At 42.7% G+C, this 13,355-nt stretch carries 10 protein-coding genes; 9 read left to right on the forward strand and 1 reads right to left on the reverse strand.

Annotated elements, in window-relative coordinates:
- Positions 1 to 4 precede the first annotated feature (4 nt).
- From RF007C_RS14820 to RF007C_RS14850, 7 genes are all read left to right on the forward strand, one after another.
- Positions 5 to 1,159 carry a glycosyltransferase gene (locus RF007C_RS14820; RefSeq protein WP_037301195.1) on the forward strand — a complete coding sequence of 385 codons (1,155 nt, stop codon included), beginning with the start codon at positions 5 to 7 and terminating at the stop codon, positions 1,157 to 1,159.
- 241 nt (positions 1,160 to 1,400) lie between these two features.
- Positions 1,401 to 2,645 carry a hypothetical protein gene (locus tag RF007C_RS14825; protein ID WP_037301199.1) on the forward strand — a complete coding sequence of 415 codons (1,245 nt, stop codon included), beginning with the start codon at positions 1,401 to 1,403 and terminating at the stop codon, positions 2,643 to 2,645.
- A 395-nt stretch (positions 2,646 to 3,040) separates the two neighbouring features.
- Positions 3,041 to 3,607, forward strand: a complete 567-nt coding sequence (locus RF007C_RS14830) for an RNA polymerase sigma factor (protein WP_037301202.1) — start codon at positions 3,041 to 3,043, stop codon at positions 3,605 to 3,607.
- Between the two features lie 12 nt (positions 3,608 to 3,619).
- On the forward strand, positions 3,620 to 4,222 hold the full coding sequence (locus tag RF007C_RS16720; RefSeq protein ID WP_051456705.1) for a hypothetical protein: 603 nt from the start codon (positions 3,620 to 3,622) through the stop codon (positions 4,220 to 4,222).
- A gap of 174 nt (positions 4,223 to 4,396) precedes the next feature.
- Positions 4,397 to 5,641, forward strand: coding sequence for a dockerin type I repeat-containing protein (locus tag RF007C_RS14840; protein WP_037301205.1), 1,245 nt, complete (start codon positions 4,397 to 4,399; stop codon positions 5,639 to 5,641).
- A gap of 214 nt (positions 5,642 to 5,855) precedes the next feature.
- Positions 5,856 to 6,416, forward strand: a complete 561-nt coding sequence (locus tag RF007C_RS14845) for a flavin reductase family protein (protein ID WP_019680583.1) — start codon at positions 5,856 to 5,858, stop codon at positions 6,414 to 6,416.
- Positions 6,417 to 6,548: 132 nt separating this feature from the next.
- Positions 6,549 to 7,526 carry a DUF4003 family protein gene (locus tag RF007C_RS14850; RefSeq protein ID WP_037301208.1) on the forward strand — a complete coding sequence of 326 codons (978 nt, stop codon included), beginning with the start codon at positions 6,549 to 6,551 and terminating at the stop codon, positions 7,524 to 7,526.
- A gap of 154 nt (positions 7,527 to 7,680) precedes the next feature.
- Here the strand turns inward: RF007C_RS14850 and RF007C_RS14855 are convergent, their stop codons facing one another.
- The gene (locus RF007C_RS14855) at positions 7,681 to 10,194 is read right to left on the reverse strand and encodes a glycoside hydrolase family 11 protein (protein WP_037301211.1); all 2,514 of its coding nucleotides are present in this window, start codon (positions 10,192 to 10,194) and stop codon (positions 7,681 to 7,683) included.
- Between the two features lie 374 nt (positions 10,195 to 10,568).
- On the opposite strand from RF007C_RS14855, the gene RF007C_RS14860 reads away from it, so the two are divergent.
- Together RF007C_RS14860 and RF007C_RS14865 are read left to right on the forward strand one after the other, a co-directional pair.
- Positions 10,569 to 11,315: a hypothetical protein gene (locus tag RF007C_RS14860; RefSeq protein WP_037301214.1), complete on the forward strand. Its 747-nt coding sequence runs from the start codon at positions 10,569 to 10,571 to the stop codon at positions 11,313 to 11,315.
- Positions 11,316 to 11,550: 235 nt separating this feature from the next.
- A complete protein-coding gene (locus tag RF007C_RS14865) occupies positions 11,551 to 13,119 on the forward strand; it encodes a hypothetical protein (protein ID WP_051456706.1) in 1,569 nt (522 codons plus the stop codon).
- The last annotated feature ends 236 nt before the right edge of the window (positions 13,120 to 13,355 follow it).

The following is a 13,355-nucleotide window of genomic DNA, read 5'->3' on the forward strand; positions in this document are numbered from 1 at the left end:
AATTATGAGACTACTTATAGTACCAATGGCAGCTATGGCAGAAACATCAGGGCCGTTCTCACGATGTAAGCTGCTTGCTGAAAGTGCGGCTGCGGCAGGCATAGATACTGCGACCTGTATTGCAGAAGATGTAAACTATTCAGAAATAAACGGTATAAAGAACTATTTCCTTGACGTTCCTGCTCCGCTTGGAATGCCCGAGATCATAGCTTCAAAGGTGTTTCCTGTGGCGCAGAAGCTGGGGATCACATCAAGAAAAACAGTAAAGAGTTTTGATGAAGTTCTCTGGTTCACGGGGAATTCAGTATACAATTATCTTGTGAAAAGCGTTGCAAGTGTTCGCAGAGCCATAAGGAGCTTCAAACCTGATATAGTTTATTCTGAATTCAGTATGCCTGCTATGATAGCAGCTAAGCTTGAAAATAAGAAATTGTTTGCAACTGTCAGCTATCCTACTCAGCCTGAATATGCCAATACTCCGAAGCTTGCAAAGGGTGTAAACAGGTATTTGCGGGAAAAAGGCCTGCTGCAGGTCAATTCTGTGCTGGAACTCTTTGACTTGTCTGATGAGTGCTTTTGTCCAAGTATATGTGAGCTTGAACCCATTGAAAAAGAAAACGTTACTTTCTGTGGTGCGCTGAAAAAGATAAGTACATCTGAACGCCTCAGAAACAAGATAGTCGTGTATATTGGGAATGGAACAGTCTCCGCAGCAATGACTGAGAAAGAGATAAGCAATGCTTTCAGCGGCTCGGGGTATGAAGTGTATATAGCTTCAAAGTATCTGAAAGTGAATAATAAAGGCAATATTCATATAGCTTCGCGCTGGGACTTCAATGAGCTTCTTGACGAGGCAGTTTTGTTTATAAACCACGGCGGCCAGAACAGTATAGTCGATGGTCTGCTTCACGGAGTTCCGCAGATGATAGCTCCAGGTAAGGTCTTTGAACGGAGATACAATGCGGTATCAGTTGCGAAAAACAAAGCAGGTATCATCATTCCCCACAGGCAGTTCAAAGCTGATTTCATTCGCAGTAAGGCCGAAAAAGTCATAGCTTCTGAGCTGCTGCGAAGAAAAGCGTCTGAATTCGGTAAGAAGCTGAGTTCTCAAGGCGGTGTTGAAGTTATATTAAAACACATTTTGAAGTACGATATATAAAGATTTGGCAGCCCATTGGGCTGCCTTTCGTTTAATGCAGATGAAATAGATTTACATAGAAGTGGAAAAGCTTGAGCAGCCTTCAGGACGGCTTTTTCTTTGCACGGATATATGAGAGTATTACATTGACTTTTTCTGCTTTTTTTGCTATAATTTTTGCGTACAGGGAGCACAGGCTTTCTGTAAAAATTCGGAATATGTCGGAATGATCATCGATTTTAAAGGATAGGGGTGCATTTATATGGGATACAATCTTTTTAACGTTAAAGAGGTTTCAGGAGTTTTTAACAGCAAATTAAATGATTTCAGAGCATCGCTCGGAAGTGCTGTATGCAAAGGAAAGAACATAACCTTTGCAGATAATGATATTACATATATGCTGAAGCTTCAGCATGAAAGGCTTTCAAAAAAAGGACTGGAACTGGACTACGATATCTATTCCAGAGATGATAACAAAAACAAATTCATGACAGGCAGCAATTGGAGAGATACTCACTATGAAAGTACCGTCTGCTTTAATCAAAGCGGAATAAAACGAAAAGTCAGGAAGGACGGCAAAATCAAGTATAAAGACGATCATAAGAGCGTTTTATACGAAACAATAACCGATGTGGTAACAGGTACTCATCCCGATAACGACCCTATCTGCTGTCCGAACTGCGGTGCGCTCTCAACTGTTGCCGGGCTTCAGAACGGCTGCTCTCATTGTAGGACTAAGTTTCAGATGGACGACCTTTTCCCGAAGGTCACATCCTATTATTTTTTAGATAGTCCGGGAATGACAAAAGAGGAATTCAGGTCGGGATATCTGATTTCATATACCATTACTCTTATCGCCATGTTTATACTTTGTCTTGTACTTCGCAAGGGGATAGGCTCTTATATCGTCTCTGCCATAGCAAGTATCGTTTTAGCATATATTCTGTATGCTTATTTTCTGCTGATGAAGCTTATCGTCGGAGCAATATCTTCTGCGGGTAAAATGGGAACTGCGGGTTCACGAAGAAAATTTGAAACAAGAATGAAAAAGATCAGTCCCGAGTTTTCCTATGAGTATTTTACGAGCAAGACATTGTCACTTATCAAAACGGCTGTATTTTCCGAGAATGAGAAGGATCTTTTGTTTTATGAAGGTGAAAAACTTGATCCGAAGATGAAGGACATTATAGATTTGAATTACGGCGGTGCGTTAGGCTGTGAAAGCATACATGAAGACGGGGATTTTGTAACGGTTGTAACAAAGGCCTATTTTGATGTGCTTTATGCCGGCGGCGACAAGGTCTTTTTCAAAAAACAGGTCTTTAGCGCTACATTAAAACGACGCACTGATATCCCGGTGAATTTCAACTTTTCCATGACGAAGATCGCCTGTCCGTCTTGTGGTGCAAGTTTTGATGCAACGAAAAACAAAAACTGTCCCTATTGTGGGAATAAGTATGAGATCACCACGGATGACTGGGCTTTGGTGGAGCTAAAATACAATTAAGCATTCAGAAGCTGTGTTTCTATGTATTTTGAAAGCATGGGGGAGATCAATTATACCGGCGTTCTCTTTATACTATTGTTATATATTTTCAGAGAGCACCCGTTTATTCGTTTTACAGCCTATGAACTAAAGAATTCAGTGCATTCTGCGTCTGATGACATATATTCAGCCGTGACAGCGAGTTCGGACTATTATTGGTCTTATTCACTGTGCGGCTGTTGTCGTTATTGCGGTAATTGTTGACCGCAAAGCCGCTGCTTCACAGATCCCGAACGTGATGTTCTATCGTGAACATATGATTAAATAATAAATATTAATCGACAGCTGCAACGTTTCAGAGACTCAGAGAGAATATATATAATGAATGGATCCATATCACAGAAAGGAGAAAGCAGATGACTCACAGTGAATACAGCAGGCTGCTTGCCGCTGACAGGAACAGAGCTCATCAGGCACTGTACGACGAGTATATCAACTATGTCTATACCATAGTTTTTAACCGTCTGCGAAGCTGCGGAACCCGCGAGGACATGGGTGAATGCGTTACCGACATATTCTATGAGGTGTTCGCACACTATGATGAAAGCATGGCTGTCTCCGAGGACATCAGAGGCTTTATCGCAGCAGTTGCTTACAGAAAATCTGCCACCTTCTTTCGCAGACTTTGCAGGAGCAGCAGCCGCAGCGTTTCCCTGGGTGACGAGCTGACAGAGATGCTGCCCTCTGATGAGAATATCTCAGTCAATGCAGAGCTGAAGGAGCAAAGGCGTATACTGCTGGAGCTTGTTGACAGCCTCGGCGAACCCGACTCAACGATAATAATACAGAAGTTTTTCTACGGCCGCAGCGCAGCCGAAATATCAAAACTCGTCACGCTATCGCCCATGATGGTAAGAGTGAGGAGCAGCAGGGCTCTGAAAAAACTGAGAAGGCTTCTGACGGACAAGGGTATCACTATATGAACGGAGGTCATTATGAAAAAGGCTGATCTGAGAATCCTGGAAAACGCTGAAAGAGAGACCGTTGAAAAAATGGCAGAGCGTTATTCCGCCATTGACGACGATGAGAAAAAGAGGATATACCGACAAATATCAGAGCGCTGCGGAACTGGCGGGGACTTCGATGAAAAAACTCAGGTAAACGGTACAGAGCCGTACCGCAGACCTAAATGGGAAACAGCGGTGAGCATAGTCTCGGCAGCTGCCGTCCTTGTGCTCGCTGCAGCTGGGACTATCCATATATTCCGCGGACAGGGACATATTCTCTCTCCCGTGAGCAATACGTCAGAGGAGGAAAGCACTGTTCCCACCGAGCCCGTTATAAAAAAAAACTATGAGGGAAATTTCAGGACATATTATGAGATGTCTGACGGTTCATGGTCATGCGAAGGACATTCTTATAAATACCGTCTGGTAATTCAGGGGCATCTTCCCAATGCAGCAGGTGATTCGGAATATGTTTTTCTTAGCAATATACCCCAGATATCCTTTGAACGGGCAGCAATGGCTTCGGGACTGAGCAGCAACACGGCAGACTATTTCTCTCCCGATGAAGCTGTGATGGTGGAACTGAACTGAACGGACAGCTTGCAATATAAAGAATATGCCCGTACAGCCGAAGGCTCAGTACATAATGGGCTTTCCGTCCGTTTCGTGACCGCCGCGGCGGTATAAGCAGGTCAAATACAGGCGCCGTCGGCATAAATACAGTAAATATTATAATAACGTTTTTATTAAAAAGGAGTTGATTCTATGAAAAAGAAAGCTTTGGCAGCTGTTATTGGTGCAATGCTGTGCGCGGGTGCAGTTCCTGTTCCGTGTATGGCCGGGGAAGCTGCTGCAGAAGACGAGAGTATGGTTATTTATTCACAGAGCCTGAATGATACGGCAGATAGGGAAGTATCATACAAGATAGTTGCGCTGCCTGACAAGGTGGAATACAAGCTTGGAGAAGTGCTCTCGCTGAAAGGATTAAAGATAGAAATGACAAGAGACGGTGAAGAGCCTGTTGTCTGCACAGATCACGATATGGCTTTTGCACACGATTCAAATACACCAAGGCCTCCAAAGGTTCTTCTCTTTACTGATTTCCGCAGCAATAAAGCGGGCACTTATGAAGTAGAGGTCATTGGTGGGGATAACGTGAGCTTTGAGGTCAGTGTCGTTGATGATCTCATGCTTTCAGGTACGACAGAAACTGTTTCAGCAGCGCAGACTGATGTGATCACAGCCTATCAAACCATGACAGCAACGGTTCTGGAGGTAAGCGGCCAAACACTGCTGCTGCAGTCGGTTGAACGTTCACGGGAGCTGATGACTCTGTCAACGAAATACCTTGACAGCGATATAGTTCCGAAAGCAGGCATGAAGCTCGGGATCACCTATGCCGGTGGTATCCTTGAGACCTATCCTGCTCAGTTCGGAGGTGTAAGGAAGACAGCTGTGATCTCTGAACGCACCGAAACGATAAAGGGCGACGCAAACTGCGACAGCAGTTTCGATCTTGCAGACGCGATACTCATTATGCAGGCTCTTGCCAATCCAAATAAGTACGGTGAAAAAGGTTCTTCTATCCTCCACCTCACCGAACTGGGCAGAGCAAATGCTGATATGAACGGCGACGGTCTGACGGTCGGCGATGCTCAGGAAATTCAGAGGGAGCTGCTGGGAATAAGTGATACCGATATTTATAACTCTTCAATAGCAGGAAAGACCTATGTGTACGAAAAAGAGGGTACGGGAAGCGAATTCACCATTACATTCAGAGATGACGAGACCTTTGAATACTACACAGGTGCTATTAGCAGCTATATAGGCGGCGGAACATGGAAAATAAAAGATGATACTGTTGTAATGACAGAAAATACTTCTGATAAAGTCCATCATCTGAAAATGCAGGGCAGCGCTCTTGTATACATTGCAGATGAGTCGGATAATTTTTACGGTATCAGTGTAAAGGACGGCGAGAAATTCTTCGTTAAAGCTGATAATGATTGAGTTTTGGGCAGAATGAAGAAGCTCTGCATAAGTGCGGTACTCGTAAGAGGTTTTGTAATAACTATTGAGAAGGGCCCTTCTGAATAAGGGGCCTTCTGCTTTATAATAAGGTATTTGCTTTCATTAAAGTGCTGCCTGCGGTTGATTTTTGAGAGTATGTGATGTATAATTGATATGTATAAAAACATAATACTTGTTTTGGAGGTAATCAACTATGAAACGATCATTTGAAAAGGGCTTTTTCGCACCGCTTCCCGTGCTTATCATCGGCACATATAACGCAAACGGCACTCCCAATGCCATGAATGCAGCATGGGGCGGTCAGGTGGGTATGAGTCAGATATCCGTCAGCCTTTCAAGCTCACACAAGACTACTGAAAATATCAGGCTGAACAAGGAATTCACAATCGCTTATGCTACAGCAGAGCAGATCGCAGCCTGCGACTATGTGGGCATCGTATCGGGCAACAATGAGGAGAACAAGCTGGAAAAGTGCGGATTTACTGTTACAAAGTCAGACAAGGTTAATGCGCCTGTCATAGATCAGCTCCCTGTGACTATCGAGTGCAGGGTGATAGATATACAGGAGGAGTTCGGAGAGACCAGAGTAGTTGCCGAGGTGGTAGGTCTTAAGGCCGATGAAAATGTACTTACCGACGGCAAGGTGGATTACAGTAAGGCAGGACTGGTTATATACGATACAGCCACGAAATGCTACAGAAAGGTCGGAGAAAGCGTTGCCGTTGCCAGAAGTGCAGGCAAAAAGTTTCAGTGAGCTGATTACATGATAAACATTTCAGAATTGTAATATAAGGTAATATTAAAAGACGGACAAGTGCATTGTGATATGATATACTATAATCACAGAAGCAAACATCTTACATATCATTCAAAAGGAGTTTTTACCATGAAAGAGAATACAAGAAAGATCACAATGGACTTTATCGAGAACAGAGACATCATAAAAAAGGCTATCAAGCTCGAAAGCTCGTACATCTATCCCGTTGCAGCAAATATATTCTGCGCGGCAGGTGTAAAGGCTGACGTGGATAAGCTTACCAGATGCAAGAAGATCATCAAGAAGAATGCGGGCTTTGCGTCTTATCTCAAGGGCGTTGTAATGACACCGTTTGCAGCAAAGCTCTGCGTGGCTGCTGATCCCGAAGCTCAGTTTGAAAAGGCAATGGATATGTACGGTATCCTTAAGAATCACTTCAGAAGATCCGAGTATCTTGCTTTGCTTGCAACACTCCTCGCAGAGAAAACAACTGTGGACGAGGCAGAGCGCATTGCTGCAAGGGGACGTGCTCTTTACGATATGATGAAGAAGGAACACCCCATACTCACTTCAAGTGAAGACAATGTAATGGCAGGCTTTATGGCATTTTCGGAAAAGAGCGACGCTCAGCTCATTGATGATGCAGAGAAGTGTTATGACCTGCTCAGGAAGAAGTTCTCGGACAAGAACGCAGTTCAGACAGTATCCCATATACTTGCAATGACAGAGGGTGCTCCCGAGATAAAGGTGGGAAGACTGTTCGGAATGTTCGATATGTTCACCGCAGCAGGAAGAAAATACGGCAAGCACTATGAGCTTCCCATGCTTGCAGCTATATCTGTTATCGAAGCTGACGAAAAGGAGCTTGTTGACACTGTTATCGAAATAGACGAAATGCTCAGCGGTCAGAAGGGCTACGGTGCATTGAGCCTTGACAAGAAAACAAGACTTATGCACGCCGCTATGCTTGCAGCTGATCTTTACGAAGGTTCCGACAATGCTCAGGCAGCTGTATCCGCTTCTGCTCTGGCTGTTATCGCTGCACAGGAAGCTGCAATGATGGCTGCTATTGTTGCTGCGTCGGTAGCTGCAAACAGTACGAACTGATAATAACAGATATTTCTGTTTGCTCAGTGAATATAAAAAGGACGGTTTTAAGCCGTCCTTTTTTTTATAATTTATAAGCTCACCTGTATCGCCGTCAATTACTGTAAAGTAACAGTATCAGTATCCGTGGTGTCTGTATAAGCTTGCAGTTTTGTCAATCATTCTGAGAAAGGTTTCGTTTCAGGGCGATAAGGTCAAATGAGTCCCATACGCCGTCACCGTTCAGATCGTAATCCGTTCCTTGCGGGATATCAGTCTTTTTGCCCAGCAGGAAATCCGATAGTTTTCTGACATCATCAGCCGTATAAGCGTTTTTTTCATTCGGGACGATCTTTACGTCATAGGAATTGACAAGAGCCGAGCCTTCATTATGGTAGGCGATAACCGAAGCGCTTGCCTCTGATATCATACCTGCGTCATAACCGAGAGCCCTGATCTTATTGACGATGTCCGATGCGTTGACGGTATTTGCATATCGCTTGTATCCGTCGAAAACATCTTCGTCTTTTATATCATTCAAGGCGTGTTTGCGCGTCACGATTATGTATGCGTAATCGCAGCTGTTATAAGGAAATGCCGCTGCAACATCATATTCCGCGCCGCCGGATTCAATGGTACCCAGCTTTTCAAAATCATGGTAGGGCAGTGGAGGACTAATATTTTTCAGTATCATGTCTGGTTCTTCCTTATCAGCGATATAACCGTAAGGATTGCCGAAGAAGAAAAGAGGATCACCTTCCCATTTATCCGCTACAACGATAGTTGTGCCATTGAATTCGCCTTCGGGTACAGAACCATTGAAAAAGTTTCTGTTATTGCATTCGATAGAAGAGCCGATTATCCACCGTGACTCATCGTCCTTTGCGGAAAGTTCGCCCATATCTATGCTGTAATCGACGATTATGCTGCCATCGCCGTCGTATCCCAATGAGTTGGGGCCATCCTGTAAAAAGTAGCGTGAGAAGGAGAACTGCTTGAACTTGAAGGGGGATAAATTCAGATCATATCTGCTGATCCAGTCACATTTGGTTTTATCTACAGCATACTTGTACATCGTTGAGTTGCTTCCGACGGTTTTACCGTAAAGATCATTTTTATTAAGTGCGCTTGAGTACGGCTCATTCATAGGATCGTAGTTCTCATAAGCTTCCTTGAACTCATCATCTTCCGCAATAAAATCAGAAAGAGTTACAACATTTCGTGTCAGTTCGGCTTTTCCCTTTGAGATACCGCAGTTGAACTGTGCTGTAAGCTTTCCGGGGCTTCCGAGAACTGCTCCCTGATCGTGTATATAGTCCACGAACGGTGCAAGTTCATGTTTAACGGATATCGTTCCCTTTTCGCTGTTCTTTATTGCATTTACATTTACGAAATAATAAACGAAAGTGAATATGGTCTTGAAGCTGCCCTGTGCACCGCTCAGACAGTAAAAAACATCATAATCACAGCCGTCAGCGGTTATTCTTCCGGCTTTGATGCCGCTTTGGGGAACAGCCCACTCTTTGCTGCAAGCATCGACTATGTACAACTCTGAATTGAATCTTGCCTCTTCTGTTTCCGGGCCTGCCATATCAGCATATGTACATACGCTGAATTTTCCCTGTGCGTCGAAGTCCAGGGAATAGTCGATACCTGAATCGGCAGCTACTTTGTACGACTGACCGCTGTCAAATGTCTTTCCGCGTTCAAACACCGAGGAGACCTCATAAGTATTGGCTGAATTGTCCCATTCGCTCTTGAATAATGACGGAGAGACAACTTCCATATCAGAATTGTCATAGCAATTCATGTAATAATAGTAACCGTTTCTGACTCCGCTGTCAAAGCTGCTGATACGCAGGGGAGCCTGCTCGTCATCACACTGGTCGGGCAAAAGCTCGGGCATATTCTCTATCATAAGTCCGTTGTTATGTATATTTGCCTCGCCCTTTGAGGAGCTTGCCTCCACAAACCATGTGATATCTGTGATCTCTCCGATGTCAAAGCCTGTTTCCGCAACAGCTCCAAGCTTATCGGATATGCTTATTTTTCTGCTGTTATCAGTGTAATTGTTTGTTGGGACAGGAGTATCTCTGCGGCAAATGAACGATGTGCCGTTATTGTCTTCATAGGAATAGATAGTGTAGTTCACATCTTTTTTATCACTGTCATCGATACCGAAGACAGTATAGTCGTTCATAATCTCGAATGACGCAAGTGTTCCGACTTTTTTGTAGCTTTCATTATTCCTGATGGAAGCCGAAGGTGAGGAGTTCTCATCTGTTTCAAGGATAGTAATGGTATTACCGTTTTTATTATGAAGTCTTATTCCGAATTTTAAATAACCGTCGCCGTTGTACATCTTTTCGACTTCAATTCTTCTCCAGTATCTTATCATCATATCCCCGAGCTTCGAATACTCGACAGGCGAAGAAAACTTTACTCCTCTGACTGCTGAGAAGTCCTTTTCGTTGTCCCATTTGCAGTCAAAGCAGCCGTTTCCCTCTATGTCCAGAACGGGTTTGCTTTTTTCGTCACAGTTGGAATATTCATAGTAATAGCCTTTATCTATTCCGTTGCTGTCATGGTCGATAACTATGCCTGCATTGCTGGAAGGAACGGATACCGAAGCTGTGCATATTGCTGCTGCGATGGCAGCAGAGATGAATTTCTTTCTTTGCCTGCTCATGAGAAATACTCCTTTTTTAAGATGTCAGTGGTTAACTGCAATAAAATAATAGTATAATTCTTACCATAAATCAAGTCGATTGTTGCTACATTGTGTAAAATTGATATATTCTAAAGATCGGCAGGCAATGTACGTATTTGGATATGTTTTTTCAGAAATGGGGAATCATCGGGGATATTTGCAGAATTATGGCACTTTATTGCAAAAACTCCTTTTCTTCTGCATGAATACAGGCTTGTTTCGGTTGTAGCCAATTGTTTTTTTATATACCATGATCCATATATGTGTAAATTTTCTCGTTGACTTTGGGTACGGGGGTGTGATATAATTATAAAGTTATATTTAGTCACAGGTTTATAGGAGGCAGCCTCGTTATGCTGAAAAATATATTTGACTCTGATGAATTAATTGTGTGCCGTCCGAATCCGGAGCTTTTGGAACATATCAAAAGTCATAATATGAAGATAGATAAGATAATAAAGAATACAAAGTGGATCGCTCTTGCTTTTGTCATTTTCATGGCAGTTTTTTGGATCGGCGGAGATCTTGCAGGATGGAATTCAAGCTTGATACTGGTATTCGGACTACTTACAATATTTGGTTTCCCGCTGATTTGGGCATTAGCTGCGATATGGATCAGCAGACCGTCTGTAAAGCGGCGTTCGGATGAACTCTGTACTATGGCATTGGAGGAGATGAATATTCCCGATGATAATAATGAAATAGAACTTTTATTTCCAAAGAATATTCAGGAGGATTTCCAGCTGAAAAAGGAATATCCCTTTACAAACGGAATATACCTCAGTTACGCTGACAGTGAAGCTTTATATATTGTTGATGTCATTGGAACAGTAAGAATACCATACTCGCTCATGAGTCCATGGACAGAATCAGATGGCAAGGCTAAAATTCGTCATTGGATTCATAGCGGATCTCCATCATTGTATTCAAAAAACGGAGTTAAGAAGAAAAGCAGCCTTTTTTCTCTGATACCGTTTATAGGTGGTTTTATACCGAATCACTACCTGATAACATATTCATATTCTGTAATTCGCACGGTGAATGCGGAGTATGTGTTATGTATTCCGTCATATGAATTGAATAATCTTTCGAGACGCTGATTCATTGTTGAGTTCATAAATCATTTTTATGTATGCTCATTTTGTTTTATTCCGCTTCTCCTGCGATACACATATATATAAAGTCAGCCCTGAAAATGGGCTGACTTTTGTTATGATCTGTCAGACGATTTTTCTGACACCAAAAGTTCCTGAAAATACTTGTATTACAAGCTCGGGTGTGATATAATAAAAATATATAAATATATGGAAATGACAATATCAGGAGGATTAAATCATGAAAATCAAACGTAATATCGCAGGCATTTCTGCTCTGGGGCTAATCGGAGCGCTTTCTTTAACTGCAGTTTCTACGTTAAGCAATAACGTCAAAGCCGATACAAAATTTGGCGATATCAATTCTGACGGCTATATTGACGCTGTTGATGCTTCAATGATACTTAGCTATTACTCTTATGTTTCAACTGCCGAGGGGACTCCCATGACGTTAGAACAGTTCATGGCAAAGGATTCCGATAAGACCGAACCTGAAACTTCAGATTCACCTGAAAAAGATGTCAGCCTCAGAACAGGCGGCGACACATTTACCCTTGTATCATGGAACCATGACGAAATACCGAGTATGATCGCAAACTGGAAAGGCCTTGATGCCGAAGAAGTGATTGATAGTCTGTATTCCGAATCCGGAGAGGGAATAACAACGGCATCAGGTGCCAAAATTAACTTTATCAACTTAGGCACCTCAGGCGGAAGGGCTTCAGACAGCTATGATGAGATGTTCAATCAGGGTGAGGATATAGATATATACTTAGCCGAACCGTACTGGGCTTTAAAGTATATGGATAATGATGCACTTTCTGCTCCTCTTTCATCTCTGGGCATAACCGAAAAAGATATGGGCGAATGGTATCCGTATACCAAGAAGCTTGCTCAAAACAGCAAGGGTGTATACAAAGCCGTTCCTTATTGTATTGCTCCCGGAGCTTTTGTATACCGTTCGGACATTGCGGAAAAGTATCTCGGAGTTAAAAATCCCGAGGAAATGCAGGCAACTATTGGAGATTGGGATAAGTTCTCGAGCTCGGCTAAAACTATTGCAGAAAAAACAGGAGGAAAAATTGCTTTTGCCGATTCCATCGGAGGTATGTGGGAAGCATATTCCTGCGGAAGATTTGATTTTGTCACGAGCAACAATAAGCTGGATATGAGTGACGATGTCAGAGCCTTTGCCGATATGGCTAAAGAACTCTGGGAAAACGGCGGTGTTGCAAAGAACAATCAGTGGACTGATGAATGGGTACAAAGCGGCCAGGAAGGCAATTGTATGGGCTATTTTGTGCCTTCATGGGCAATTTATTCAGGTAGCTTCATTTGTGATGCTGCTAAGAATCAGACCGGAAAATGGAGCATATGTTTAGGACCGCAGTCTTATTACTGGGGGGGCAATGAAATTCTCATCAACCCGTCTACCGATAACGGCGATGATGTAAAAAGCTTTGTTCTTTCTTTCGGTTTTAATTCCGGATGCATGATGCAGTACGCCAGACAGAGAAATAAGGATAATCATATGCCTAACAATATGTCTGTCAATGCGCAGCTTGCAAAGGAAAACTTTTATCATGACACAGAGATGCAGGAAATACTGAATGCACAGAATTATTATGACGTTTTCGACCAGAGCGGAAGAAATATCGATATGAAGAAGTATACACATTATGATGATACAATTAAAACCAATATCATAAGTGAGATACAAGAATCATATATTGAAAAAGGACGCAGCTGGGATGATACCATGACAGTTATCCGTGATAGGACATTTGAGACCTATCCTGAGCTGAAATAAGTAATCGGGATAGTCTGATGTCAGGTATCCGGCGTTTTTAATACTTATTTGCAGAATAAGTCAGCTCCTTACGGGGCTGACTTTTTTATTTATCGTTTTTCTGACAGTGACAGCGGATGTTTCAATGAAAAATCCGCCTTTTATCCACCAAACCGTTAAAAAAAGAGTTGAACTATTGGGCTTTATGATATATGATATATATAATGGAATATTTTTTTCTGACATTTTTTCGGCCA

It is taken from the genome of Ruminococcus flavefaciens 007c, from assembly GCF_000571935.1.
In the GTDB taxonomy this organism is placed as follows: domain Bacteria; phylum Bacillota; class Clostridia; order Oscillospirales; family Ruminococcaceae; genus Ruminococcus; species Ruminococcus flavefaciens_F.

Bases quoted from the DNA above. Each gene is read 5' to 3' on its own strand.
- RF007C_RS14820 (WP_037301195.1), top strand. From the start codon at position 5: ATGAGACTACTTATAGTACCAATGGCAGCTATGGCAGAAACATCAGGG.
- RF007C_RS14825 (WP_037301199.1), top strand. From the start codon at position 1,401: ATGGGATACAATCTTTTTAACGTTAAAGAGGTTTCAGGAGTTTTTAAC.
- RF007C_RS14830 (WP_037301202.1), top strand. From the start codon at position 3,041: ATGACTCACAGTGAATACAGCAGGCTGCTTGCCGCTGACAGGAACAGA.
- RF007C_RS16720 (WP_051456705.1), top strand. From the start codon at position 3,620: ATGAAAAAGGCTGATCTGAGAATCCTGGAAAACGCTGAAAGAGAGACC.
- RF007C_RS14840 (WP_037301205.1), top strand. From the start codon at position 4,397: ATGAAAAAGAAAGCTTTGGCAGCTGTTATTGGTGCAATGCTGTGCGCG.
- RF007C_RS14845 (WP_019680583.1), top strand. From the start codon at position 5,856: ATGAAACGATCATTTGAAAAGGGCTTTTTCGCACCGCTTCCCGTGCTT.
- RF007C_RS14850 (WP_037301208.1), top strand. From the start codon at position 6,549: ATGAAAGAGAATACAAGAAAGATCACAATGGACTTTATCGAGAACAGA.
- RF007C_RS14855 (WP_037301211.1), bottom strand. From the start codon at position 10,194: ATGAGCAGGCAAAGAAAGAAATTCATCTCTGCTGCCATCGCAGCAGCA.
- RF007C_RS14860 (WP_037301214.1), top strand. From the start codon at position 10,569: ATGCTGAAAAATATATTTGACTCTGATGAATTAATTGTGTGCCGTCCG.
- RF007C_RS14865 (WP_051456706.1), top strand. From the start codon at position 11,551: ATGAAAATCAAACGTAATATCGCAGGCATTTCTGCTCTGGGGCTAATC.